A 24,606-nucleotide genomic window follows, 5' to 3' on the forward strand; every position below is an offset into this window, starting at 1 on the left:
TTTAAAATCAATATATTAAGCAGGAATATCACGAACTGAAGCATTACGAATTGCCTCTTTTAAAGCTGCATAACCATGAATTGCAGGGAATTGTGGGAACTCTTTAATCACGTTTTCTGGTGCATCAAACAAAAAACCTTTATCCGCTTCACCCAGCATAGTGGTGTCATTATAAGAATCACCTGCGGCAATCACACGGTAATTTAGTCCATGCAATGCTTTAACTGCTTCACGTTTTTGGTCAGGTTGGCGCAGCTTATAGGTTGTAATCATACCCTTTTCATCAGTCTCTAACTTATGACAAAAAATCGTTGGCCAGCCCAGCTGTTTCATTAATGGGTGCGCAAACTCATAGAAAGTGTCTGACAAAATAATCAGCTGAAAATGTGTACGTAACCATTCAACAAATTCTTTTGCGCCTGGAAATGGGCCCATCTCAGCAATGACTTCTTGAATATCATTTAAGCCTAAACCATGTTCTTTTAATATATTCAAACGCTGCGTCATGAGCACATCATAATCAGGAATATCACGTGTGGTTGCTTCAAGCGCTTTAATGCCTGTTTTTTTAGCAAAGTTAATCCAAATCTCTGGAACTAACACCCCTTCTAGATCAAGGCAAACAACTTCCATGAATACTCCCTTTTATTTACGTGGAAAAATTTTGAACTATCATAGCTTAATATTTGTCTAATGCATTGCTGTTTTTTAAATCTATTTTTTTCATAAGCATTTATTTTTTAGTGATAAGTGGTTTATTTCAACTCTATTAAAATGCACAGCAAATAACGTAATATAGGTCTTGTTAGATTCCAAGCCTATTGCCAGGATACTTATGACAACCATTCCAACTATTGATCTTGTTGATGCTCTCGCAGCTGAATATGCAGACAAATCACCAAGTGAAATTTTAGCACTTGCACTGAATCAAACGGGTGAAATTGCCATCTCGTTTTCAGGTGCAGAAGATGTCGTACTTATTGATATGGCTGCTAACTTAGGTAAACCTTTTCGTGTCTTTAGCTTAGACACAGGACGTTTACATGCAGAAACCTATCAATTTATCGAAACTGTGCGTAAACACTACAACATTAATATCGAAATTTGCTTCCCAGAAGCAGATGCCGTTCAACAACTGATCAATGAAAAAGGTTTATTCAGCTTTTATCAAGATGATCATAAAGAGTGTTGTGGTATCCGTAAAGTTCAGCCTTTACGTAAAAAATTAGCGACTTTAGATGGTTGGATTACGGGTCAACGTAAAGACCAAAGCCCAGGCACACGAACTGAGATTCCAGTTATTCAAGCAGATGCAGGCTTTTCAGGCGAAGGCAAACAATTGATTAAATACAATCCTCTTGCCAACTGGTCCAGTGCCGATGTGTGGAGCTACATTCGCATGATGGAAGTGCCTTATAATCCATTGCATGAGCGCGGTTTTATTTCTATTGGCTGTGAACCATGTACGCGTCCAGTGTTACCAAACCAACATGAACGTGAAGGACGTTGGTGGTGGGAGGAAGCGACACACAAAGAATGTGGCCTACATGCAGGTAATTTGAAAAAGTAAAGATCAAAACCACTGCAAAGCAGTGGTTTTTTCGCAACCAATGGATACACACAAAGCGCTCCCATTGTTAAAAAAAATCGATATACTAGCTTTAAGTTCTATAATTCTAACAAGATTGCTCATATAGGAGCGGTCAGATATTGCAGTGAGGCAATCCAGACTATGCGTCCATTACATCCGATTGACTTTATTTTTTTATCACTTGAAAAACGCCAGCAACCCATGCATGTCGGTGGATTATTCTTATTCCAAATCCCGGAAAATGCACCTGCCAGCTTCATTCAAAATTTAGTTGCAGATATTCGTAACTCCAAATCCATTCCTATTCCTCCATTTAACAACAAACTCAACGGCTTATTTTGGGATGAAGATGAAGAGTTTGATCTTGATCACCATTTTCGTCATATCGCACTCCCACAACCGGGGCGTATTCTTGAACTGCTCACCTATATTTCACAGGAACACAGTAGTTTAATTGATCGCGCTAAACCGTTATGGACCTGTCATATTATTGAAGGGATTGAAGGGAATCGTTTTGCCATGTACTTCAAAATTCACCATGCGATGGTGGATGGTATTGCGGGTATGCGTTTGGTGGAAAAATCATTATCACAAGATCCAAATGCAAAGAGTATTGTACCACCTTGGTGTGTTGAAGGCCCTCGTGCGAAGCGTTTAAAAGAACCGAATGTTAGCCGCTTTAAGAAAATAATGAATGGCGTAATGGGCCAGCTTGGGTCAACACCACGTGTCATGTATGAGTTGTCACAAACAGTCATGAAAGATATGGGACGTAATCCTGATTATGTTTCAAGCTTTCAAGCACCCAGCTCTATTCTGAACCAACGGGTTAGCTCTTCGCGTCGTTTTGCAGCACAGTCTTTTGAGTTTGATCGCTTACGTCATATTTCTAAAAGTCTAGGGGTCACGATTAATGACATCGTACTGGCGATTTGTTCAGGTGCCCTACGTGAATATCTTTTGTCCCAAGACGCACTTCCTAAAAAGCCTTTAATTGCCATGGTACCTGCCTCGGTTCGTGATGATGATTCGTCTATGTCGAATCGTATCACCATGATTCTGGCAAATTTAGGCACGCATAAAGAAGATCCACTAGAGCGCCTCGCAATTGTTCGTCGTAGTGTGCAAAATGCCAAAGAAAAGTTCAAACGCATGAACTCAAACCAAATTTTGAACTATAGTGCGTTTGTTTATAGTGCTGCTGGTCTCAATATTGCCTCAGGCTTACTGCCTAAGCGCCAAGCATTTAATCTGGTAATTTCAAATGTTCCTGGCCCACGTGAACCATTGTATTGGAACGGGGCACGACTCGATGCGCTATACCCTGCCTCAATCATTTTAGATGGTCAGGCACTCAACATCACCATGACCAGTTATTTAGATAAACTTGAAGTTGGTTTGACGGCTTGTCGAAATGCGCTACCGAAGATGCAGAATCTACTCACACACTTAGAAGAAGAGATTCAACGCTTTGAGGCGATTGTGGGGATCGAAGACCCAAAGTTGCAAACGGTCAGTTGATGCCGCAAAAAAACGAATCAGAAATACAAGAATAATCAATAAAACTAAGGGGCTTCGATAAGCCCCTTAGTTTTTAATGCTACGACATTGTTTTAATAATTGATGACATGCAGTACGAATCATGGCAGTTGTAATTTGTACTTCTTTACCCTGATCATCCACGATATATGCATTATGCGTTACTTTCGTATCTAATAAATGTTTCAAACTAGGTTGAATAATTGCTTCTCTAACACCCATATCACACCTCATTTGCTAAACCTATTTGGGAGAATAAGCTTTGGCTATTTCCGTGTTTCTAGTATTAAAAATCTAAGATCGAAAGTAAAATTTCAGTTGTAACAACTATTTAACCATATATTGTTACAATTTCAGCTCAGAATGATATCGTATTGCTCTTGCGTATATAAATTTTCCACCTGAAATTTAATCACACGACCAATGAAATGCTCTAAATCAGCGACTGCTGGGGCTTCTGCAGTTAACAAACGGTCAATCACGGATGGATGCGCAACGACAGTAAAGCCAGTCTGAGATTGATACGCACGTGTATATCTCATGATTTCTCGAAAGATTTCGTAACATACAGACTCAGCTGTTTTCACATAACCCCGTCCCTGACAGGTCGGACAAGATTCACATAATAAGTGCTCTAATGATTCACGTGTACGTTTACGTGTCATTTCGACCAAACCTAGCTCAGAAACCTGTGTAATTTTGGTTTTTGCATGGTCTTGCTCAAGCATCCGTTCAAACTGAGTCATGACCTCAGTTCGATGCTCCTGCTCTTGCATGTCAATAAAGTCGATAATAATAATACCGCCTAAATTGCGTAGTCTCAGCTGGCGCGCAATGACCTGTGTCGCTTCCATATTGGTTTTAAACACGGTGTCTTCTAAAGAGCGACCACCCACATATGAGCCTGTATTAACATCAATAGTGGTCATAGCTTCAGTCTGGTCAATCATCAAATAACCACCAGACTTCAACGCAACACGCGTCTGCAGCGCTCTTTGAATGTCTTCTTCGACATTATACAAATCAAAAATTGGGCGCTCACCCGGATAATGAATAAGGCGTTCTTTGATATTCGGAACAAATTCTTCTACGAACTCTTGGAGCTTGCCATGTATTTCACGCGAGTCGACTGAAATTTTAGCGGTCTTTTCACTCGCAAGATCGCGAATAATTCGCTGGGGTAAAGGCAGTTCTTCAAAAATTAACGATGGCACCGCAATACTGATTTGCTTGCGCTGAATAAATTCCCAAAGTTTCGCCAAATAAGCCATGTCTTGCGCAATGGCAGCTTCCGCAATCCCATCAGCAGCTGTACGAACAATCACTGAACCCGGAAGTTTATGTTCCGCTTGAATACGCTCAATCATCGAACGTAAACGATCACGCTCAGCTTCAGACTCAATGCGTTGAGACACACCCGTATGATTGCCATAAGGCATCATCACTAAATAGCGCGAAGGAATGGAAAGATCAGTTGAAAGCCGAGCCCCTTTGGTGCCCAGCATATCTTTCATGACTTGAACAGTAAGAATTTGTCCTGGCTGTAAGAGCTCAAAAACATTCGGGGTGGGTTGATTACGTGACCAAACCATATCATTAATATGTAAAAAAGCAGTTCGTGACAGCCCGATATCGACAAAAGCAGCCTGCATTCCCGGAAGAACACGAACCACTTTACCTTTATAAATATTGCCCACTAAACCACGTTTCACCGTACGCTCAATAAATAATTCATTGACCGTGCCGTTTTCAATTAACGCGACGCGACATTCCATAGGCGTGACGTTAATTAATAACTCGTCAGACATAACAAACTCAAAACATTATAAAAAATCTTTTGAGACAGTTAATTTAGTGCCTTAACTGCCTGTAATAACTGTACCGTTTCATGTAACGGCAGCCCCACGACATTGCTATAGCTTCCCTCTATACGTGGAATATAACGTGCTGCAATGCCTTGTATAGCATAGGCTCCCGCCTTGCCAATGGGTTCAGATGTAGCCCAATATGCTTCCATATCATTCGGGCTCAAATGCTGAAATTCAACTTCAGTACGAACTACTATACTTGAAATTTGCGTATTTGTACGAACACAAACCGCAGTATATACATCATGCTTGCGCCCAGAAATTTTTCCCCACATTTCAAATGCATGCTGCTTAGATTCTGGTTTGCCTAAAATCTCTTGATCGACCCCTAAACTGGTATCGGCAGCAATCACAATTGCATCTGGGTATTGAAGCTGTACTGCCTCAGCTTTGGCACATGCCAGTCGCTCCACATAATGAGCTACCGACTCGCCTGCTTGTACAGACTCATCAATATCTGGACTATAGATATCAAATACTAGACTGAGCTGCTCAAGCAGCTCACGGCGACGGGGCGAACTGGATGCTAAAATTAAACGCGCCATTTCTTCAAGATGAAATAGACCATAGGGAAAGTCAGCACACTACTCAACAACGGTTGCCAATGACGTGCAAGAGAAAACTGTGCCCCGATCATAATTTGTGCGATCCAGGTAATAAACAAATGCGCGATCACAGCCAAGGTAGCGATGACCCAAATATTGGCAAAGGTCATAATTCGACGTTCCCGCGTTAAAAAACGGGACACAAATGTAATCAGGACAAAGCTGAGCGCGTTTAAGCCCAAAGGTGCATCAAGTAGTAAATCGGTGAAAATCCCGACTGCAAAGGCAAACCAAATCCCGCTCCATGTCGGCTGGCATAGCACCCAAAACAGCATCACCATCATCATAAACAGTGGACGCCAACCAGAGAGCGCATAAGACAAGGGATAAACCATCAACACTGAAGCAATGATCACCGAAAAAATGATCGGAAATAAGGGGTCACGCTGTTTGGCGGCACGAAGTTTAGCGATCGGCATGTGGTTGCTCCATCGCTAAAGAATCGGAAAATAACACAACGACATGATGCCCACCCGCTAACTGTGCAGCAGGAACAACATCAATTTGAGCAAACTCGCCTGAATTATGACGACTGATTTTTGAAATGGTGCCCACCAGATAACCTGCTGGAAAATGCTCACCTAAACCAGAGCTATACACTTTTTCACCCACTTTAATTTCGGCACTGGTCGGCACGTATTCCATTTTCAAATGACCCAAATCTCCAGTCCCTGAAACAATGGCACGCATTCCAGATCGCTCTAAGCGAACCGAAAGAGAATGTTCCTTATCTGAAAGCAACATGACGCGACTACTATGCGGATAGACATTAATAATCTGTCCCATAATACCTTTGTCATCGAGCACGGTTTGCCCGACCTTCAACTGACTGTTGGCACCACGGTTTACCACAATAATATGACGCAATGGATCGGCATCTGTCCCAATGACTTCTGCAATTTCCATACGACCATCAATGATCAACGGGGTATCTAACAGACCGCGTAAACGCGTATTTTCCGCAGATAATTCAGATAATTTTTGTAAACGCACCTGCGCCTGCAATAACTCGGCTTGCATCGCGGTATTTTCACGGCGCAATTGAGCTTCAGACTTGGTTTGTTGATTCAGCCACTCTCGCGATAACACGGGATAACTTGCTACGGCATAAATTGGATTATAAGCGGCGTACAAGACATCTCTTGCAGGTTGAATCACATGCGGCATGCGCCAGTTAAAAAACAGCACGACCAAGCATGTGATCACTGCAATGATAAATGAGCGAAAAGATGGCGGTTGTCTGGAAAACAGATTTGTTTGCACCCGCCGATTCCTTTATTAGCCTACAAATAACATGTCGTGATTTGGATTATCGAAGAATTCTAAAACTTTACCACCACCACGAGTGACGCAAGTTAGAGGATCTTCTGCAACCACCACAGGTAAGCCTGTTTCTTGCGCAAGAAGTTTATCGAGGTTACGCAGTAATGCACCACCACCTGTCAATACTATACCGCGCTCAGCGATGTCTGAAGACAGCTCAGGAGGCGTTTGCTCAAGTGCAGATTTCACAGCTGAAACAATACTTTGTAATGGATCAGAAATCGCTTGCGTGATTTCGTCCGAAGTCACAGTGATCGCACGTGGCACACCTTCAGCAAGGTTACGGCCGCGAACTTCAATTTCAAGTGTTTTAGAATCAGGTTCTGGTAAAGCCATACCCACTTCTTTCTTGATAATTTCAGCAGTGGTTTCACCAATCACGCAACCATGTGCTTTACGTACATAGTTAATGATTTGTTCATCAAATACATCACCACCAATACGTAGTGAGTCAGCATAGACACAACCTTGAAGCGAAATAATCGCAATTTCAGTTGTACCACCACCAACATCGACCACCATAGAGCCGCATGCTTGTTCAACTGGCATACCTGCACCAATTGCAGCAGCCATTGGTTCTTCAATCAAACGAACATCACGCGCGCCTGCATTAAATACAGCTTCACGAATAGCACGACGCTCAACCAAAGTTGATTTGCAAGGCACACACACCACAACACGAGGTGCAGGTGGGAACAGACGTTTTTCATGTACTTTACCAATAAATTGGTTCAGCATAGTTTCGGTCACTTCAAAATCGGCAATCACACCATCCTTCATTGGACGAATGGCAGAGATATTTGCAGGTGTACGGCCCAGCATTTGCTTTGCATCAAGACCTACCGCGGCAACGATTTTTTGTGAACCACTGTGACGAATCGCCACAACTGTCGGTTCATTTAATATAATGCCTCGTCCTGGTGCATAAATAAGTGTATTTGCTGTACCTAAATCAATGGCTAGATCGGGCGAAAACAAGCCAATTAGTCTTTTTAGAATCACGGAGACGTTCTCGATTAAACTTTATGTGGACGCAAGGTGGCAACTTTAACTAAATGTGATGATTTGAACAAGTCAATCGCTTATTATAACGCACGATATTTTGAAATTTTTTAATACTGACTCAGGTGATGTTATGTCTACATCGGATGCACAGCATTCTGCAGATTTAAATGCACAAACAGTTTCAGCAATCGCCAATCTTGCTCGATTGTCGCTAGATGATACGCAATCTGCTGAATATGCTCAAAGTCTAAATAAAATTTTAGGCATGATGGAAACCTTAAAAGGCATCGACACCGATGGTGTTGAGCCGCTTAAAAGCCCATTTGATCACCCACAACCCTTACGTGAAGATGTGGTTTCAGAAACCAATCATCGTGATGAATATCAAGCCATTGCACCGCAAGTGCAAGACGGTTTGTACCTAGTTCCTCGCGTGATTGAATAATTTCTATTCAGTTAAACCATTATTTTGTAAAAATTAACGTAAAGACATTTCTCATGACAGATTTACATCGCTTATCGATTCGTGAACTCTCTGAGGGTTTAGCTGGGGCTAAATTTTCATCTCGCGAACTGACTGAACATTATTTAAAGCGCATTGCAAAACTGGATACACAAGTTAAATCTTATGTAACCGTGACTGCAGAACAAGCGCTTGCACAAGCCGATGCTGCCGATGCTGCAATTAAAGCAGGCACAGCAACCGCATTGACAGGTGTGCCAATTGCACACAAAGACATTTTTTGCACCCAAGGCATTAAAACCACTGCGGGCTCAAAAATGTTGGATAACTTTATCTCTCCTTACGACGCTACCGTTGTAGCGAAAGGTAAAGCCGCTGGTCTAGTCACTTTAGGTAAAGTGAACATGGACGAATTTGCAATGGGTTCAACCTCTGAGAATTCATTCTACGGCGCTACAGCAAACCCTTGGAACTTAGGTCATGTACCAGGTGGTTCTTCAGGTGGTTCTGCGGCAGCGGTTGCAGCGGACCTTGCTCCATTTGCCACAGGTACAGACACAGGTGGTTCAATTCGCCAACCTGCATCGTTCTGTGGCTTAACGGGTCTTAAACCAAGTTATGGCCGTGTCTCGCGCTTCGGGATGATTGCGTATGCATCATCGCTGGATCAAGGCGGGCCAATGGCACGTTCGGCTGAAGACTGTGCCTACCTCATGAATGTGATGGCAGGCCATGACGCAAAAGACTCAACATCCGTTGAAAAAGACGTTGATGACTATGTGGCGAACCTAAACGGCACATCTGTTAAAGGTCTACGTATTGGTATTCCAAAGCAATACTTCAATGTCGCTGGTTTAGACGCAGACGTAAAAGCACGCGTTGAAGAATCATTGAAAAAATTGGAAGAGATGGGTGCGACTTTGGTTGAGATTGACCTCAACATGACTGAAGCTTATGTTCCAACCTATTACTTGATTGCGCCTGCTGAAGCGTCATCAAACTTGTCTCGTTACGATGGCGTGCGTTATGGCTACCGTGCAGAGAACCCTGTTGACCTGATGGACTTATACAAACGTTCACGTTCTGAAGGTTTTGGTGCAGAAGTGCAACGTCGTATCTTGATTGGTACATATGCGTTGTCTGCGGGTTACTACGATGCTTACTATGTCAAAGCACAAAAAGTCCGTCGTCTGATTCAACAAGACTTCTTAAAAGCGTTTGAATTGGTTGATGTGATTGCGGCACCTGCTGCACCAACCACGGCTTATAAAATTGGCGCGAACTTGTCCCCAGTTGAAATGTACTTGGGCGACATTTACACCATCGCGGTCAACCTTGCGGGACTTCCTGCGATTAATGCACCTGTTGGTTTTGACAAAGACAACTTACCTGTGGGCTTACAGCTGATTGGTAACTATTGGTCAGAATCTCAACTGTTGTCTGTGGTACATCAGTACCAACAAGCGACGGATTGGCATACGAAACGTGCGGCAATTGCTGAGGAGAATGCATAATGACTAAAAATGCTGCTAAACCAAAATCATTATTGATTGATGGTTGGGAAGTCGTTATTGGGATCGAGATTCACACTCAGCTTGCGACCCAATCTAAAATCTTCTCAGGTTCTTCGACTGAATTTGGTCAAGACCCAAACACCCAAGCCAGCCTCGTTGACTTGGCAATGCCGGGTGTACTACCTGTATTGAACAAAGAAGTGGTCGATTTAGCCATTCGCTTTGGTTTGGGTATTGATGCGTACATTGACCAAGCGTCTGTGTTTGCCCGTAAAAACTACTTCTACCCTGACTCTCCAAAAGGCTACCAAATCAGCCAGATGGATAACCCGATTGTGGGCTTGGGTCATATCGACATTCAACTTGAAGATGGTACGGTAAAGCGCATTGGCGTAACGCGTGCCCACCTTGAGGAAGATGCAGGTAAATCGATCCATGACCAGTTTGAAGGGATGTCAGGCATCGACTTAAACCGTGCAGGTACACCTTTGCTTGAAATCGTGTCTGAACCTGATATGCGTTCGGTTGAAGAAGCGGTGGCTTATATCAAATCGATTCACACTTTAGTGCGTTGGTTGGGTATTTCTGACGGTAACATGGCAGAAGGTTCATTCCGTGCAGACTGTAACGTGTCGTTACGTCGTCCGGGTCAACCGTTTGGTACACGTTGCGAGTTGAAAAACCTCAACTCATTCCGTTTCATTGAACAAGCGATCAATGTTGAAATTGAACGCCAAATGGAAATTTTGGAATGGGATGGCACGATTGACCAAGAAACGCGTCTATTCGACCCTGTGAAGATGGAAACACGTTCGATGCGTTCGAAAGAAGAAGCGAACGACTATCGCTACTTCCCAGACCCTGACTTGCTGCCTGTGATTATTTCAGATGCGCAAATTGAAACTGCTCGTGCTGCGTTGCCTGAGCTTCCTGCGGCACGTCGTGAGCGTTTCGTAGCGGACTTTGGTGTCACTGAGTACGATGCGCATGTCTTGACACTGACCCGTGAAATGTCAGACTTTTATGAAGTGGTTGTGGCTGCTGCTGGCGGCGCTGCACAAGGTAAAGTGTCTGCAAACTGGGTGATGGGCGAATTCTCAGGTGCTTTAAATAAAGCAGGCTTGGAACTCGCAGACTCTCCTGTTTCGGCTGAAAAACTGGGTGGCATGGTTGCGCGTATCGTGGATAACACCATTAGCGGCAAGATTGCGAAGCAAGTATTCGGCTTTATGTGGGATGAAGGCAAAACTGCGGACGAAATTATTGCGGAAAAAGGTTTGAAGCAGGAAACTGATACGGGTGCGATTGAAGCGATTATCAAAGACGTGCTTGCTGCCAATGAGAAGATGGTTGAAGAGTTTAAATCTGGTAAAGAGAAAGCTTTCAATGGTCTAGTGGGTCAAGTAATGAAAGCGTCTAAGGGTAAAGCTAACCCTGCGCAAGTAAATGAATTGATGAAGAAATTGATTGGTTGATTTATTCGCTAATTAGTTGATTTCATGTTATAAAAACCTCACAAATGTGGGGTTTTTTACGAGTAGGTTATGGCATCAAAAACTATTTTTAATATTTCTGAAGAAAAAACAGCGAAACTAGCAGTACTCATTGATGCAGATAACGCATCAGCCAAGGATATAAAAAATATTTTAGATGAACTTACCAAATACGGAGAAACAACAGTAAGGCGTATTTATGGGAACTTTGTTAGCCAAAATGGTAGCTGGAAACAAGCCATAAATGATTTAGCGATTAAACCCATGCAACAATTTGCTTATACCACAGGAAAAAATGCCACTGACGGCTTTATGATTATTGATGCGATGGATTTACTCTATACTAATCGTTTTGATGGCTTTGCTCTAGTTTCTAGTGATAGCGATTTTACTGCCTTAGCTATTCGTATTAAAGAACAAGGAGCAACCGTTTACGGTTTTGGAAAAATGCAAACTCCTGATGCCTTTAAAAATGCTTGCTCACATTTTACTTATGTGGAAAACTTAAGTGATGAAGAAGTTGCAACAATACCTCAACCAATTAAACAACAGAAAAACACCCAAACAGTAACTAAAGAAACTACTAAAATAGAATCAAAAACTATAACAACCTCCAATTCTAATACTGAACTCCCCTTATCCACTATACAGCAAGTTTTTGATAATCAAGATGCTGAATGGATTACTGTTGCATCTTTAGGCTCTCAACTAAAATTAATGAAAACTGATTTTGATCCAAGAACTTATGGATTTAAACGCCTTAATGATTTAATTAAAGGCTTTCCGCAAATTTTCGAATGTGATGAACGTACTCTAGAAAATGGGCATAAGCACTTGTATGTAAAGTTAAAATAAAACAGTTCGATGCTTTTGTAGTTTGCTTGATGAAAGCGCCTAAGGGTAAAGCTCCCCCCTACCCAAGTGAATGATTTGATGAAGAAATTGATTGGTCTGATTAGTTTTGGAATAAAAAATCCGCTTTAGAGCGGTTTTTTATTTATATGTTTATTATTTTTTTGAGCGATATTTTCCAAGTTTCTTATGATTTTCTCGTAGTCATTAACATTATTTATTTGCGCAAATTGAGATTCAATTTTTTTAAGATCAAACTCACTTATAACATCACTATTTATTTTTAAAAGATACTCAAAAGTAATTACTTTTCTGGCAATAAAATTTGTTTTAATGCCATCATAAGTATAAATAAAGAAAGGAATACAACCTAATAAGAAATAAAACACCATAAAAATGTAGAAGTTTTTATGATTTCTTAAGACCCAGTTTTTCTCTTTTTCTTCACATTCAACTCCATCTCGCTCGTCATCAAGTTTCTTCTTTACTTTCGAAAATAATATTACGCACATAAAAATGGTTACTAAGCCAAGCATCATCACAATGAGACTATAAGTCTTAGCTTGAAATCTATCTAAACTACGTAAAGCTATACTTTGATAAATCTCATCACTAAAACTTGATGAAGTCTGCACTAAAAAATTAATAATTCCATTTCCAAGAAAGCTAAATATGGGTTTCAATACTACTTCCCAAACACCACTTCCTAAACCACCTACAATTAAAGTACCTAAAATCCCAAGTACCCAACCTAGTGCATTATGTTTTTTTATAAAATCTTTCATCATCAATAAGCTATATAAATTTCAATCAATAATACTATATAAAGGTTGGTTTATTCCTAATAATTAACAGCTTAAGTTTTACCTAAAATTTAAAATATAAAGCTAAAAAACCTCCGAAGACATAACATTGAAGAAAACATGGTCACTAAAAAATATTCTCAATCAGCAAACTCGAAGACTTTGGATGCATCCAACTATCCAAGTCCTTTTTTATGCTTGATTTCTGAATCCCTCTCCTTGCGAAGCTTCGCTTCTCACCTTTAAAAAAAGGAAACTTTGTCATGTGATTAATTTGGTACGCGAAGTTCCCTCTCCTTTAATAAAGGAGAGGGCTAGGGAGAGGATTTCTACATGAAGTAGTTTTTAATTCCCCCAAATTACTACACTAAACGTATTCTATTACTTTAAAAACATTCACCACTTTAAGAAATCAAAGGACAAAAATGAAAATAACCATTCTCACACTTTCTACCCTTGCCTTCTTCAGCACCACTGCCTTTGCAGAAACCAAACCCAATGTTCCTACCATAGAAGCTAACCAAATATTTAAAGCCGCAGGCTTTTCAAAAACCAAACATGGCTGGGAAGGTAGCTGCGACACAGGTAAAATCACCACATACAAAGACTTAAATGGTGACGGGCTAAAAGACGCGGTCATTTCAGACTACAGCACCATGTGCTATGGCAACACAGGTGTCGGTTACCACATCATTTCTCAGCAAAAAGCTGGAACATGGAAACTCATTTTTGAAAACATGGGCATCCCTACTTTTCTACAAACCAAAGGAAAAGACGGTTGGCCAGATATTGAAAATGGTGGCCCCGGATTTTGTTTTGCTGTTTACCGCTGGAATGGTCAAAAATATGATGTCAACCGTTATGAATATAACGGCAAAGCCTGCACATTAGACTATTAACACCTTAGCATAGTAAATTTCATATCAGTGAATATATAAACTGATTGATTTAACAAGCTTTTACAGACAGGGATAACGCCTCAATTACTTGGAGCTTTTTTTATAAAAATGACCTCAGTTATACGACTAAAGAGCACTGAATGACTTAAAAATGACATCTGAACTGTGCTAATTTAGATCAAAATTGAACATAAATACGCACAAACAATAAAGAGGGTTTAAAAATGTCAAAACAAATTTTAATGCTCGTCGGTGACTATGCCGAGGACTATGAAACTATGGTGCCTTTTCAGTTTTTAACAGGTCTCGGTTATACCGTTCACGCAGTCTGTCCCGATAAAAATGAAGGTGAAAGCATCGCCACAGCCATTCATGACTTTGAAGGTGAGCAGACCTATAGTGAAAAACGCGGTCATAACTTTGCTATCAACTACAACTTTGAAGCGGTACACACTGCGGACTATGCCGGTTTAGTCATTCCCGGTGGTCGTGCGCCCGAATATTTACGCATGAATGAACGTATTCTTGAGATCGTGCGTGAGTTTGATGCTGCGAAAAAACCAATTGCAGCAGTTTGTCATGGTGCACAAATTCTTGCGGCAGCCGATGTACTCAAAGGTCGTACTTGTTCCGCTTACCCTGCCTGTGCAGCCGAGGTGAAACTTGCTGGTGGGACTTATGCGGACATTGAAGTGACTGAAGCTGTAACCGATGGACACTTGATCACAGCACCGGCTTGGCCTGCCCACCCTGCTTGGATGGCACAGTTTATTCAAGCTTTAGGGGCGACTGTGACGATTTAATTGTGTTGTTCCTCAAATGAATCTTTTATGAGATGGCCTATCAGCCTTTAGATTCAAAAATAAAAAAGCTCCTTCGATTCAAGGAGCTTTTTTTATAACATTAATGCTTTCGATTCAGTTTATAAACAGTTCTTACTATTCATAATTTTCAAATATTTTAATCGATTAAACTACCTCGTCACGCCTAACTTATTCCAAATTTCTGGGGTTAAAAAAGTCGTGACCAATTTATTCAAATCCACATAGCGCAGTACGCCTTGCAACTGCCCTTTCACTTCAGGGTTCTTTAAAATTTCCTCACCTGTAATCTGTCCAAGTTCTTGAAAGCTGTCTCCAACCGCTTGTAAGCCTTCAGCTTGAATCACTGCTTTGGTCTGCGCTGAACATTGCTCCACCAAAATGCGTTGTAATACTTGTGCTAAGTTTTTATCTAGCTGTGTCCGCTGTGCATCGGTGACATTGCTATACACCTTCAGATCAGGATGTGCAGCCAGTGCCGCAAACGTCCACTGCAACACAGTAGTTTTATCTGTTGCTGTCGTTGACTTCACCAAACAATTACTCAATTGGTCGACTGTAGTACTGGCCGTTGCAACTTGGACTGAACCACACAAGGCTGCTGCCAAAACAGCATGACGAAAAATAACAGAAGACCGACCACGTAAAACGCTTAAAACAGGCTGTGACATAAACTCAACTCCAATCAACAATTGCATTCTTTGTATCACAAAGCCCGCCAATCAGCCTGTTATGGAACTGTAAAATTACCGTGTAGTTGGAGAAAATTAAATCGCTCAATTCAAGCGATTTCCCTATTTAACTCAGCAGTTTCAAAGGCAGTGAGCTGTGGGTGTACGGTCGGGCATGCATTCCAAAACCAATAGAAGTAACCTTTGGGGTCAAGCAAAGTATACATCTGAATCGTAGATTGACTACTTTCGCCCTTCCAACACGCTAAAGCAGCATTACGGTTATTATGTAAATCGATAAATTCAGGAGCAACTTGCTTCGGCATTTCAGGAATATAAAGTGCGTCACCATGTTCTACCCACAAATCAGCCAAGTAAATTTTTCGGTCTTTTGGAAAATATCGTCCTGCTGAAATTACTAAAGGTAGTTTATTTGGATCGGTCGAAGCAAATACATGCGGAAAGTCATGATGCTCTAGGTCTGTGACGACAAAGGGATATAAGGTTTTTGCATCTAGATTGATTTGAGTTGGGTCATAAGGGAAAAAATGACCGGCCAACATGCCATATTGATATTTAATTTGAGACAACTTTTTCTGCGTAGCCTGTACCTCTATCGCCTGTCTAGCTTTCACCAAAGTCATACCAAATGCGGCAGCAGTTTCTGGCGTGGCTTTGAGTGGCATAAACTCAAAAGAGTTTCCTGCGAACGCTAATTGGGTCTGCTCTCCCCAATGGGTTTGGATCGTCGCTATTTCTTTGGGTACATCATAAACATGCCCCCTACTCATATGGGCGTTGGTTGAGGATGCTTGAATCAGCTCAATAGCATCTGATACTTCGGCTAAATACTCGGGTGTTCCACCATTGTTGTAAAAATAAGGCTGAGCTGAAATATCAACGTCTATTTCTTGCACGGTCTGATCTAGCAAAGGCGCAGTAAAATAGGTGGCTGGGGTTTGCACATTACTCATGATGTATTTCCTTTGGTTGAGGTGCTCACATGAAGTGCGGTCGCAAACAGCCTAAAATCTTACTTCATTTGCTTGAGCATATTTTTAGCACCTGTGTGGTTATGATTTTTGGCTAAGTTCTGCAAAACATATTTTGCCTGCCCTTTAGGGTTGGAAAAACGACTGCTATAACTTGGAATACCCGTTAAACAACGTGCAACTAATATGCCCGATTCGGTATAGACATTTGAGGCATCCGACCCCGGCAAACGACCATAGTTATATGCGCGTTGTGCACTGTTACAGGCAGCGACTTGGTTGCGTCCACTGTTAATATCACGGCGTGCAGCCACATACAGTTTGGCCTGTTGCTGCTGCGGTGTTTCTACAGCTTTGGCGACTTTAGGTGGTACTTCCACTTTGTTTTCTTTTTTAGGCTCTACTTCTTTTTTGCTTTCTTCCTCTTTCTTCACCTCTGCCTTGATCGCAGGTGCCTTCGTCACCGCTTTTTTGCTTGGTGTAATAGGTGCCATACTCCGTGGTGCTGGCTCAGTCAGTACTTTGCTTTGTAAATTAACCACACGAGTATCATTTGAGTTAGGCAGTTTACGTTCAGACAATGCCTCAATGCTCACCGACCACTGCTCGCCATTATTGAGCTGGCAACGAAAAGCACCCGTACCCTGTTTTAAACTGTTATAGGTGCGAAGTAATTTTTTCGCCCACGGATCTTTCACTAAGCTAAAACTACTTTTTTGTGTCTGAGTAAAACGCCCACCATGTGCTTGGCAATACTGACTAAACATGCTGCGTGGATATAGCACCTCGATATCTTTTTCATTTTTTACGCCTACCGTGTGATAGACGTATTCTTTGCTGTTTTTATCGGTATCATTAATTTTTCGTTCTACGATTAATTCTTGTGGTGATGCAATATTTTTAAAAGGTGCTTGTGCTATATTTCCCAGACTGGTACAGCCCTGCAACACACTCCCCAAAACCCCAAATACACATAAAATTTTATAATTCACTACGACTTTACTCTTAAACACCCGCATAAAAACATTAGCGGAAAGCTCATAAAATAACAAACTTAAATAACTGTTTTTATTATTTATTTTAGCTTGACGCACACATCATTCTGCTTTGTTTTATGATAAACCCAACAACATTTCATCAATTTAATTTGACCCATACAACAAAAATTACAGACAAGATGATGCTTGAGCACATAAAAAACCTGCCGTGAACAGCAGGTGAGATACATCAAAAATATTTAGTCATCCAAAGTCGATTCAAAAGCTTTTAGACGCTTATAAATCGAGAGCAGTTCAATAATGGTTTTCCATGACAAAATTAGATATTGAAATGACTCTCGTACTTTATCAAACACATTACCAATTTGGTTGATTAAACCTAGAGTCATTTTCCCTGCTGCAATTGCGGGAAATAACACCACCAAACTGTATAAAATATCCAGTTGTCGATACCATGTCGCGACTAAGTTAAAATAAGCATAGTGAAAATAAAGTCTAAAATAATTCTTTCTTACTCTGCTAAACAGTTCGACCAATGTTGCAGGTTGGGCACGGTCTGCATGGTCTTCCCCATACACCAACTCTTTACGGTAAGCCGCTTCAACCTTCTGATTATTAAACTCTAAACCTGGTAGTTTACTTCCCACTACCATTAACAAGACCGTACCAAAAATAGCCCAAATAATAGAAGCCCAAACTAGGGAATGCTTTACTTCACCCACAATAGGCAATTCAGGAACATTCTTTGAAAGCTCAAATAGAATTGGTAAGAAAGCCACCAACACCATCACAGCCTTGATCAACTCAACGCCCAAATCTTCTAAAATAGTAGCAAAGCGCATAGTGTCTTCTTGCACACGTTGTGATGCCCCTTCTATATGACGCAATTTTTCCCAGTGTTGGGTGTAGTATTCATTCATCGCTGTACGCCACCGAAATACATAGTGGCTGGTGAAAAAGGCATTGATCACTGCGAAAGTGACCGCAACCATCGCAATATACAAGAAGGTTAAAGTACCCATATATAGGTCTTTAATGTTACCGCCTTTACCAAGCATGCTTTGAATGAGATCCCAAAATGGTCCATACCATGCGTTGATGGCAACACTGACCTGTACACCAAACCAGATGTTAAACAGAATAAATGCGGAGCCCCAAATCGACCATCTTTGCCATTTATTGTCTGAGACAAAACGCCAAAATAAGGCAAAAAAGGTTGTTGCTATAAAAAACCAGAGATAGAACCACAGAAAAGACGGAGACCAAAAACGGCTCACTCCTATAGGCAGTTCAGCCGTTGCATATCCTTGCGGCCAACCTATGACGCTTCCCCATGTATTTCCCCCTGTGTACCACAGTACGACATTGATCACCGACCAAAGTAATACCGAAATGAAGAACCATCTAGGGTTTGGGAAAAATGACTTAAACATGAACGATATATATCCCTTTTATATTTCAGGTATGCAATCCGTGCATACTAATCCTTATTTCTTAATTTAGTACAATCGCATTACAGCAAGTTTGTACACTTTACTTATCCTTATTGGGTTATACGTTATTTGATTTGTATACCCCTTCACAAGAGCTCAGGACATTATTTTCCGACTTGATCAGTCACATCACAATCAAAATAAATTATTTCAATAACTTATGAAAATACGAACGGGCTTTGCCCCAGATTTAAAATAATATTTTATTGCTTATAACTTTTGGGTTTCAAACTGAAAAATTGCTTAGGATTTAAAGCGAGTGCAATGATGGTATTTCTCTGACAACCATACGATTACTTGTTGATTTTATGTATGAAAGAATGAAGTTTGCACATTTTAAAATAACTTCATGCTACTATCTTTTCATTAAAAACTATTGGATCTATGACATGGAAACCCTAGTACTTGAACTGATCAAACCACTCACACTGACAAAAGAAGACTTTCCACCCATTAACTTTGAAGAAGGCACTGTGCTCAAAGTTCTCATGAAAACACCTACAGGTTACTTGGTAACGGCGGACTCTCGTTTTAATTTTACGGTGTCTTTTGATGATGAAAATCAAGTGTGGCAGAAGCTTTAATTTGCAACGCTCTTTAATAAAAGAATAATCCATTCAATAAGATAAAAATAAAAACCATCTTTTTTTATTGATTTAAAACTGGTTATTTTTATTAAAATTTAGTTTTCTTATACCGAATCAGCAAATGAATACCGTGCTGAGAGTTTTCTATACCTATTGATTTTGTGATTTCTGGGGCTCATTTGTATCGTCGTTATGCATCCATTTTATCCTTAATCTCTTGATTTAATTGATCTACATTAAATCCTTCATCCTTGTTAAGTAAAACTTTGAACTATAAATCAGAAAAAGAGAAAGGATTTGAAAATCTTCAGTCTATAACTCTATATTTACCGACTCATTCACCAAGCTCATTACTATTTAAATCTAGGTCTTTCTGCAAAACCTATCGCTATAAAAAAGCCTCAGATACGAGCATCCAAGGCTTTTCAATTTTTAAACGTGTGCTGAGCTAAGTTATTGCGCGGTATAACCACCATCCATTACCACGGCTTGACCCGTTACACCGCCCGCCTTATCGCTGGCAAGGAAGATTGCATAATCCGCAATTTCTTCTACACTCAGTAAGCGTTTTTGTGGCACCATCGCCAAAATCACATCTTCTAATGCACTTTGCTCACTGACATTTCGAGTTTTAGCCAAGTCATGAATTTGACCGCGTACCAACGGTGTATCGACATAGCCCGGACACAGAGCATTCACCGTAATACCATCACGCGCGCACTCTAAAGCCGCCACTTTGGTCAAACCAATCACACCATGCTTAGCACTGTTGTAGCCGGCCTTGCCAGCAAATCCAATTAATCCATTAATCGAAGCCATATTAATCACGCGACCAAACTGCTGTGCTTTCATGATTGGAAATGCGTACTTAATGCCAATGAATGACCCCACCAACATGACATTAATCAGCTTTTGATAGACTGCAGTTGGAAAGTCTTCAATCACTGCAACATGCTGAAAACCCGCATTATTGATGAGAATGTCCAACCGACCATAAGTTTTCTGAGTCAGTTCAATCGCAGCTTTATATGCTTCTTCATCAGTCACATCACAAGGCGCAGACAATGCTTCAAAGCCTTGCTTTTGAAGTGCCGCCACAGTTTCAGAACACTTCTGGGCATTCATATCAGAAATGACAACTTTGGCACCTTCACTGGCAAATTTCTTTGCAATTTCATGTCCAATACCACTGGCTGAACCTGTAATAAATGCCACTTTATCTTTTAACAGTTGACTCATGATGTACTCCGTTGTCTTCTTTTTTCATTCCAAAGTCTTAAACAATACCAAACCAAGTAAAGGCAGCAATAGCAACAAATACCGCGATGGTTTTAATAATCGTGATGGCAAAAATGTCTTTATAGGATTGTTTATGGGTTAAACCTGTCACAGCAAGCAAGGTAATCACGGCGCCGTTATGCGGTAAGGTATCCATACCGCCAGAAGCCATCGCAACAATACGGTGTATGACTTCAGGTGGAATACCCATGGCTAAAATCGCAGCATTGTATTGATCGGCCATCGCACTTAAAGCGATACTCATACCGCCAGAGGCTGAACCAGTCACACCCGCTAAAACTGTCGTGGTAACCGCACCATTGACCAGTGGATTGGTAAAAGTATTGCCCAATGCATGACTAATAATCGCAAAGCCCGGTAAGGCCGCAATAATCGCACCAAAACCATATTCAGATGCGGTATTCATCACGGCAAGTAAAGACCCGCCAATACTGGCATTGACACCATCTTTGAAGCCCGTATAGACACGACGGAAGTCAAATGAAATTGCCGCGATAATACCCACAATTAAGGCTAAACCCACGGCCCAAATGGCAGAAGTTTTCGCAACATCGACGGTGTAAGCTGCAAGTCCAATAGCATTAAAGTCGAAACCGTTTGGATACCATTCTTTAATTGCAGTGGATAAATACTTATTGGTCACGGCAACTAAAATGAGCGGTACAAAAGCCAACCATTGACGTGCGGTAGAACCATTCGCTGTTGTATCTAAGTTTTGCTTCAGTTGTTGTTGCTCGGCTTCAGTCAGCTCAATACCTGTGGCATAACCATCGCCATTTCGAGCGGCTACACGGCGACGCCATTCCAAATAGCTCAAGCCTGTAGCAAGAACAAATACCGCACCAATCAAACCGAGAAAAGGTGCTGCATAAATGTCTGTACCAAAAAAGGTCGTCGGAATAACGTTTTGAATCTGTGGGGTTCCCGGCAAGGCATCCATGGTAAAGGTAAATGCACCAAGGGCAATGGTTCCCGGAATCAAACGCTTTGGAATATTGGCTTGTCTAAAGAGTTGATTTGCAAATGGATAAACTGCAAAGACCACCACAAAGAGACTGACACCGCTATAGGTTAAAATCGCACCCAAGAGCACAACAGTTAACATCGCATTTTTAGAGCCAATCAAATTCACAATGGTTTTGGCAATGGATTCGGCAATCCCTGACATTTCAACCACTTTACCGAAGATGGCACCGAGTAAAAACACCAAGAAATAATCTTTAATGAACCCAACCATTTTGGGCATAAATACGCCTGAATAAAAAGGCAAAACGTTAGCAGGGTTAATCAGTAAAACTGCCAACAGGGCACAAATTGGTGCCATAAGAATGACAGAAAAACCTCTGTAGGCTGTATACATCAGTAGCCCAAGAGACAATAAAATTACACACAAATCCCACATATTTTTTACTCCATCCTTAAAGAAAATATGTCTTGATGTGCTGTAATATTAATGGCGAATGATGTCAAACCTAGTTGAGTCACAGTGCAATCAGCCTGTGTGGAATACGCATTCATCGACCGTCTATTTCCCTCATGACGAGATGTCTATTTGCATTCTGATCTATGTACTATATTTATCCATCAGAGCATTAATATTTCAGCTTATGGGTCAGACTATAATGCATATAAACCCACGCATTGTTTGAAAATAATCATTGAGTAAGAAGAAAAATTGATTAATATCCAAGCCCTAGCAAGACTGATAAAACTAATTGCATCAAGTTAAAGGTAAAATTTTAAAATCGAACGAAATGACTATTTTTATATTTTTCATTCAGTTAAAACATATTTTTACAGACTATCATGCTGTTCGATTTATACTGCTTTGACGACTTGATAAAAATGCACCCACTTCCATCACTTGATCTGTTTTGACCGTCTGTTGTATTTTTCATGTAAACCATTTGAGAACAACACGTTCATTTTCATTCAACATCGTGTTGCATCATTGCTCAGGGAAGCTCATGACACTCAAACAATTAAAAGCCTTTTTGGTCCTTGCACGTACGCTTAATTATGCCAATGCAGCCAATGAGCTGTGTCTGAGCCAATCCGCTCTCAGCTTAAGTATTAAAACATTAGAAGAAGAACTCGGTGGAAAACTGTTTAAACGCAACACGCGCCGAGTAGAAATCACCACTGAAGGTCAGTCCCTCATTCCCTATGCCAAAAAGCTCTTGGCCAACTGGGAGGATATGGAAAAAGATGTCAAACAGCGCTTTAAACTCAACCGTGGTACTTTAAATATTGCCTCAATGCCCTTTGCCACTCATGCGGTACTCCCCGAAGTGATGCATGATTTTGCACAGCAGCACCCCAACATCAGTTTTTCAATCCATGACATCACCAATGAAAAAATCATTGAAAAAGTTCAAGAAGGCATCTTTGAGATTGGCATTTGTTTTGAACCTAAACCGAATGATCAACTGATTTTTCAGCCCTTATTCAATGAAGACTTTTTGGCTCTGCTGCCCAAACACCACGTCTTAGCAAAACAAAAAAGCGTGACATGGCTTGAACTCTGCTCTTATCCTTTTGTGACCTTACAAAACCCCTCGATTATTCGGCATGTGATTGAGGAGCAGTGTGCGGCGCATCAAGTGGTGTTGGATTTGAAAGTCGAATGCCACCAAATCAGTTCTCTATCTCACTTTGTTGCCTATGGTATGGGTGTCAGTGCTATTCCACGACATTTCCAAAAATTCATCGATCTTGAAAAAAATGTGTTGGTTGAAATTGAGGACAATCAAGCGCAACTCGCGGTGGGCATTATTTATAAAAAAGATTATGAACTGTCTAACATGTCGTCCCAATTTATTGAAACCACACTTTGGCATCATTTCTAAGCGAAGCTCTCCCTCCTTCGGACGAAACTGAAGCTAAACCTTAATAGCTCAGAATAAGCCGTATGATTATTTGCATGGCTTTACCACATGCTTTGACTCTTCTTTTATTTATTTTTCTTCGTAAATATTCTGCATTAATGAGTTTTTCTTATTATACGTTAGAAAGATTCAATTTCTAAAAAGTGCAGTGCAATGCTAAAAAAATAACAAGCAAGGAAGATCAGGAAATAAAAGATGAATAAAGTCGTCGCAAATGCAGCCGAAGCATTGGCTGATGTGGTTACCAATAATCAAACGGTTGCCGTGGGTGGTTTTGGCCTCTGCGGTATTCCAGAAGCATTAATTGATGCCTTAAAAGATACAGGTGTCACAGGTTTAACCTGTATTTCGAATAATGCGGGTGTGGATGGCTTTGGTTTAGGTAAATTATTAGAAACCAAACAAATTAAAAAAATGATTGCGTCTTATGTCGGTGAAAATAAAGAGTTTGAGCGTCAGTATCTCAATGGTGAACTTGAAGTTGAGCTCACTCCGCAAGGTACACTCGCAGAAAAACTACGTTCAGGCGGCGCAGGTATTCCTGCATTTTTCACCCAAACAGGTGTAGGCACCCTCATTGCCGAAGGCAAAGAAGTCCGCGACTTTGATGGTCGTCCGCATATTTTAGAAATGTCCCTTACTGCGGACATTGCTTTAGTGAAAGCCTACAAAGCCGATAAAGCCGGTAACTTGGTATTCCGTAAAACAGCACGTAACTTTAACCCTGACTGTGCCATGGCAGGCAGATTCACCATTGCCGAAGTTGAACAGGTGGTTGAAATTGGTGAAATTGATCCAGATGACATCCATTTACCGGGGATCTACATCAACCGCGTGGTGCTCAATGCCACCCCCAAAAAGCAGATCGAACAACTGACCATTAAAGCAGAGGAAGCTTAATT

The 24,606-nt window shown here is 41.0% G+C and carries 25 protein-coding genes; 11 read left to right on the forward strand and 14 right to left on the reverse strand.

What is annotated here, in order from left to right; genetic code table 11:
- Positions 1–15: 15 nt before the first annotated feature.
- Positions 16–633 (reverse strand): bifunctional phosphoserine phosphatase/homoserine phosphotransferase ThrH, encoded by a 618-nt coding sequence (thrH, locus tag ACSC9N_RS12510; protein WP_005399989.1) that lies wholly within the window; start codon positions 631–633, stop codon positions 16–18.
- Between the two features lie 202 nt (positions 634–835).
- Here thrH and ACSC9N_RS12515 point away from each other — a divergent pair, with 202 nt between their 5' ends.
- Together ACSC9N_RS12515 and ACSC9N_RS12520 are read left to right on the forward strand one after the other, a co-directional pair.
- Entirely contained in the window at positions 836–1,570 is a 735-nt protein-coding gene (locus ACSC9N_RS12515; protein ID WP_058869094.1) for a phosphoadenylyl-sulfate reductase, read from the forward strand.
- Between the two features lie 162 nt (positions 1,571–1,732).
- On the forward strand, positions 1,733–3,112 hold the full coding sequence (locus ACSC9N_RS12520; protein ID WP_058952193.1) for a WS/DGAT/MGAT family O-acyltransferase: 1,380 nt from the start codon (positions 1,733–1,735) through the stop codon (positions 3,110–3,112).
- A gap of 66 nt (positions 3,113–3,178) precedes the next feature.
- On the opposite strand, the gene ACSC9N_RS12525 is transcribed toward ACSC9N_RS12520, so the two are convergent.
- From ACSC9N_RS12525 to ACSC9N_RS12550, 6 genes are all read right to left on the reverse strand, one after another.
- Positions 3,179–3,352, reverse strand: a complete 174-nt coding sequence (locus ACSC9N_RS12525) for a PA1571 family protein (protein ID WP_004981331.1) — start codon at positions 3,350–3,352, stop codon at positions 3,179–3,181.
- Between the two features lie 131 nt (positions 3,353–3,483).
- Positions 3,484–4,938 (reverse strand): ribonuclease G, encoded by a 1,455-nt coding sequence (rng, locus tag ACSC9N_RS12530; RefSeq protein WP_004981336.1) that lies wholly within the window; start codon positions 4,936–4,938, stop codon positions 3,484–3,486.
- A gap of 38 nt (positions 4,939–4,976) precedes the next feature.
- Positions 4,977–5,543, reverse strand: a complete 567-nt coding sequence (locus tag ACSC9N_RS12535) for a Maf family nucleotide pyrophosphatase (protein ID WP_058952195.1) — start codon at positions 5,541–5,543, stop codon at positions 4,977–4,979.
- Complete coding sequence (gene mreD, locus ACSC9N_RS12540; RefSeq protein ID WP_058952196.1) at positions 5,531–6,022, reverse strand: rod shape-determining protein MreD; 492 nt, start codon at positions 6,020–6,022, stop codon at positions 5,531–5,533. The genes ACSC9N_RS12535 and mreD overlap by 13 nt, the downstream gene beginning before the upstream one ends.
- Positions 6,009–6,866, reverse strand: a complete 858-nt coding sequence (gene mreC, locus ACSC9N_RS12545; RefSeq protein ID WP_004694667.1) for a rod shape-determining protein MreC — start codon at positions 6,864–6,866, stop codon at positions 6,009–6,011. The genes mreD and mreC overlap by 14 nt, the downstream gene beginning before the upstream one ends.
- 15 nt (positions 6,867–6,881) lie before the next feature.
- Positions 6,882–7,928: a rod shape-determining protein gene (locus tag ACSC9N_RS12550; RefSeq protein ID WP_087527717.1), complete on the reverse strand. Its 1,047-nt coding sequence runs from the start codon at positions 7,926–7,928 to the stop codon at positions 6,882–6,884.
- 133 nt (positions 7,929–8,061) lie between these two features.
- On the opposite strand from ACSC9N_RS12550, the gene gatC reads away from it, so the two are divergent.
- The 4 genes from gatC to ACSC9N_RS12570 all read left to right on the forward strand — a co-directional run bounded on the left by gatC (position 8,062) and on the right by ACSC9N_RS12570 (position 12,256).
- Positions 8,062–8,376, forward strand: a complete 315-nt coding sequence (gene gatC / locus ACSC9N_RS12555; protein WP_004694671.1) for an Asp-tRNA(Asn)/Glu-tRNA(Gln) amidotransferase subunit GatC — start codon at positions 8,062–8,064, stop codon at positions 8,374–8,376.
- Between the two features lie 53 nt (positions 8,377–8,429).
- On the forward strand, positions 8,430–9,908 hold the full coding sequence (gatA, locus tag ACSC9N_RS12560) for an Asp-tRNA(Asn)/Glu-tRNA(Gln) amidotransferase subunit GatA (RefSeq protein WP_058952197.1): 1,479 nt from the start codon (positions 8,430–8,432) through the stop codon (positions 9,906–9,908).
- Complete coding sequence (gene gatB, locus ACSC9N_RS12565; RefSeq protein ID WP_058952198.1) at positions 9,908–11,383, forward strand: Asp-tRNA(Asn)/Glu-tRNA(Gln) amidotransferase subunit GatB; 1,476 nt, start codon at positions 9,908–9,910, stop codon at positions 11,381–11,383. The genes gatA and gatB overlap by 1 nt, the downstream gene beginning before the upstream one ends.
- Before the next feature lie 69 nt (positions 11,384–11,452).
- Positions 11,453–12,256 carry an NYN domain-containing protein gene (locus ACSC9N_RS12570; RefSeq protein WP_058952199.1) on the forward strand — a complete coding sequence of 268 codons (804 nt, stop codon included), beginning with the start codon at positions 11,453–11,455 and terminating at the stop codon, positions 12,254–12,256.
- 125 nt (positions 12,257–12,381) lie between these two features.
- Here the strand turns inward: ACSC9N_RS12570 and ACSC9N_RS12575 are convergent, their stop codons facing one another.
- The gene (locus ACSC9N_RS12575; RefSeq protein WP_058952200.1) at positions 12,382–13,041 is read right to left on the reverse strand and encodes a hypothetical protein; all 660 of its coding nucleotides are present in this window, start codon (positions 13,039–13,041) and stop codon (positions 12,382–12,384) included.
- 440 nt (positions 13,042–13,481) lie between these two features.
- Between ACSC9N_RS12575 and ACSC9N_RS12580 the strand changes: the two genes are divergently transcribed.
- Positions 13,482–13,955 (forward strand): hypothetical protein, encoded by a 474-nt coding sequence (locus ACSC9N_RS12580; RefSeq protein WP_058952201.1) that lies wholly within the window; start codon positions 13,482–13,484, stop codon positions 13,953–13,955.
- Between the two features lie 224 nt (positions 13,956–14,179).
- Complete coding sequence (locus ACSC9N_RS12585; RefSeq protein WP_058952202.1) at positions 14,180–14,758, forward strand: DJ-1/PfpI family protein; 579 nt, start codon at positions 14,180–14,182, stop codon at positions 14,756–14,758.
- A gap of 170 nt (positions 14,759–14,928) precedes the next feature.
- Here ACSC9N_RS12585 and ACSC9N_RS12590 read toward each other — a convergent pair whose 3' ends face one another.
- From ACSC9N_RS12590 to sbmA, 4 genes are all read right to left on the reverse strand, one after another.
- Entirely contained in the window at positions 14,929–15,447 is a 519-nt protein-coding gene (locus tag ACSC9N_RS12590) for a hypothetical protein (RefSeq protein WP_058952203.1), read from the reverse strand.
- Positions 15,448–15,557: 110 nt separating this feature from the next.
- Complete coding sequence (locus ACSC9N_RS12595) at positions 15,558–16,421, reverse strand: hypothetical protein (RefSeq protein WP_058952204.1); 864 nt, start codon at positions 16,419–16,421, stop codon at positions 15,558–15,560.
- Positions 16,422–16,480: 59 nt separating this feature from the next.
- The gene (locus tag ACSC9N_RS12600; RefSeq protein ID WP_094148459.1) at positions 16,481–17,533 is read right to left on the reverse strand and encodes a hypothetical protein; all 1,053 of its coding nucleotides are present in this window, start codon (positions 17,531–17,533) and stop codon (positions 16,481–16,483) included.
- Between the two features lie 143 nt (positions 17,534–17,676).
- A complete protein-coding gene (gene sbmA, locus ACSC9N_RS12605; RefSeq protein ID WP_058952205.1) occupies positions 17,677–18,870 on the reverse strand; it encodes a peptide antibiotic transporter SbmA in 1,194 nt (397 codons plus the stop codon).
- A gap of 449 nt (positions 18,871–19,319) precedes the next feature.
- Between sbmA and ACSC9N_RS12610 the strand changes: the two genes are divergently transcribed.
- Complete coding sequence (locus ACSC9N_RS12610) at positions 19,320–19,514, forward strand: hypothetical protein (RefSeq protein WP_004694700.1); 195 nt, start codon at positions 19,320–19,322, stop codon at positions 19,512–19,514.
- Positions 19,515–19,970: 456 nt separating this feature from the next.
- Here ACSC9N_RS12610 and ACSC9N_RS12615 read toward each other — a convergent pair whose 3' ends face one another.
- Both ACSC9N_RS12615 and ACSC9N_RS12620 read right to left on the reverse strand, forming a co-directional pair.
- On the reverse strand, positions 19,971–20,756 hold the full coding sequence (locus tag ACSC9N_RS12615) for a 3-hydroxybutyrate dehydrogenase (protein WP_058952206.1): 786 nt from the start codon (positions 20,754–20,756) through the stop codon (positions 19,971–19,973).
- Between the two features lie 37 nt (positions 20,757–20,793).
- Positions 20,794–22,218, reverse strand: a complete 1,425-nt coding sequence (locus tag ACSC9N_RS12620; RefSeq protein WP_094148458.1) for a GntP family permease — start codon at positions 22,216–22,218, stop codon at positions 20,794–20,796.
- Positions 22,219–22,783: 565 nt separating this feature from the next.
- Here ACSC9N_RS12620 and ACSC9N_RS12625 point away from each other — a divergent pair.
- Both ACSC9N_RS12625 and ACSC9N_RS12630 read left to right on the forward strand, forming a co-directional pair.
- Positions 22,784–23,665: a LysR family transcriptional regulator gene (locus ACSC9N_RS12625; RefSeq protein ID WP_058952208.1), complete on the forward strand. Its 882-nt coding sequence runs from the start codon at positions 22,784–22,786 to the stop codon at positions 23,663–23,665.
- Between the two features lie 234 nt (positions 23,666–23,899).
- On the forward strand, positions 23,900–24,604 hold the full coding sequence (locus tag ACSC9N_RS12630) for a CoA transferase subunit A (protein WP_058952209.1): 705 nt from the start codon (positions 23,900–23,902) through the stop codon (positions 24,602–24,604).
- The last annotated feature ends 2 nt before the right edge of the window (positions 24,605–24,606 follow it).

Source organism: Acinetobacter sp. PC34, from assembly GCF_051789135.1.
In the GTDB taxonomy this organism is placed as follows: Bacteria; Pseudomonadota; Gammaproteobacteria; order Pseudomonadales; family Moraxellaceae; genus Acinetobacter; species Acinetobacter johnsonii.

Coding starts and splice junctions, on each gene's coding strand:
- thrH (WP_005399989.1), bottom strand. CDS start 633: ATGGAAGTTGTTTGCCTTGATCTAGAAGGGGTGTTAGTTCCAGAGATT.
- ACSC9N_RS12515 (WP_058869094.1), top strand. CDS start 836: ATGACAACCATTCCAACTATTGATCTTGTTGATGCTCTCGCAGCTGAA.
- ACSC9N_RS12520 (WP_058952193.1), top strand. CDS start 1,733: ATGCGTCCATTACATCCGATTGACTTTATTTTTTTATCACTTGAAAAA.
- ACSC9N_RS12525 (WP_004981331.1), bottom strand. CDS start 3,352: ATGGGTGTTAGAGAAGCAATTATTCAACCTAGTTTGAAACATTTATTA.
- rng (WP_004981336.1), bottom strand. CDS start 4,938: ATGTCTGACGAGTTATTAATTAACGTCACGCCTATGGAATGTCGCGTC.
- ACSC9N_RS12535 (WP_058952195.1), bottom strand. CDS start 5,543: ATGGCGCGTTTAATTTTAGCATCCAGTTCGCCCCGTCGCCGTGAGCTG.
- mreD (WP_058952196.1), bottom strand. CDS start 6,022: ATGCCGATCGCTAAACTTCGTGCCGCCAAACAGCGTGACCCCTTATTT.
- gatC (WP_004694671.1), top strand. CDS start 8,062: ATGTCTACATCGGATGCACAGCATTCTGCAGATTTAAATGCACAAACA.
- gatA (WP_058952197.1), top strand. CDS start 8,430: ATGACAGATTTACATCGCTTATCGATTCGTGAACTCTCTGAGGGTTTA.
- gatB (WP_058952198.1), top strand. CDS start 9,908: ATGACTAAAAATGCTGCTAAACCAAAATCATTATTGATTGATGGTTGG.
- ACSC9N_RS12570 (WP_058952199.1), top strand. CDS start 11,453: ATGGCATCAAAAACTATTTTTAATATTTCTGAAGAAAAAACAGCGAAA.
- ACSC9N_RS12575 (WP_058952200.1), bottom strand. CDS start 13,041: ATGATGAAAGATTTTATAAAAAAACATAATGCACTAGGTTGGGTACTT.
- ACSC9N_RS12580 (WP_058952201.1), top strand. CDS start 13,482: ATGAAAATAACCATTCTCACACTTTCTACCCTTGCCTTCTTCAGCACC.
- ACSC9N_RS12585 (WP_058952202.1), top strand. CDS start 14,180: ATGTCAAAACAAATTTTAATGCTCGTCGGTGACTATGCCGAGGACTAT.
- ACSC9N_RS12590 (WP_058952203.1), bottom strand. CDS start 15,447: ATGTCACAGCCTGTTTTAAGCGTTTTACGTGGTCGGTCTTCTGTTATT.
- ACSC9N_RS12595 (WP_058952204.1), bottom strand. CDS start 16,421: ATGAGTAATGTGCAAACCCCAGCCACCTATTTTACTGCGCCTTTGCTA.
- sbmA (WP_058952205.1), bottom strand. CDS start 18,870: ATGTTTAAGTCATTTTTCCCAAACCCTAGATGGTTCTTCATTTCGGTA.
- ACSC9N_RS12610 (WP_004694700.1), top strand. CDS start 19,320: ATGGAAACCCTAGTACTTGAACTGATCAAACCACTCACACTGACAAAA.
- ACSC9N_RS12615 (WP_058952206.1), bottom strand. CDS start 20,756: ATGAGTCAACTGTTAAAAGATAAAGTGGCATTTATTACAGGTTCAGCC.
- ACSC9N_RS12620 (WP_094148458.1), bottom strand. CDS start 22,218: ATGTGGGATTTGTGTGTAATTTTATTGTCTCTTGGGCTACTGATGTAT.
- ACSC9N_RS12625 (WP_058952208.1), top strand. CDS start 22,784: ATGACACTCAAACAATTAAAAGCCTTTTTGGTCCTTGCACGTACGCTT.
- ACSC9N_RS12630 (WP_058952209.1), top strand. CDS start 23,900: ATGAATAAAGTCGTCGCAAATGCAGCCGAAGCATTGGCTGATGTGGTT.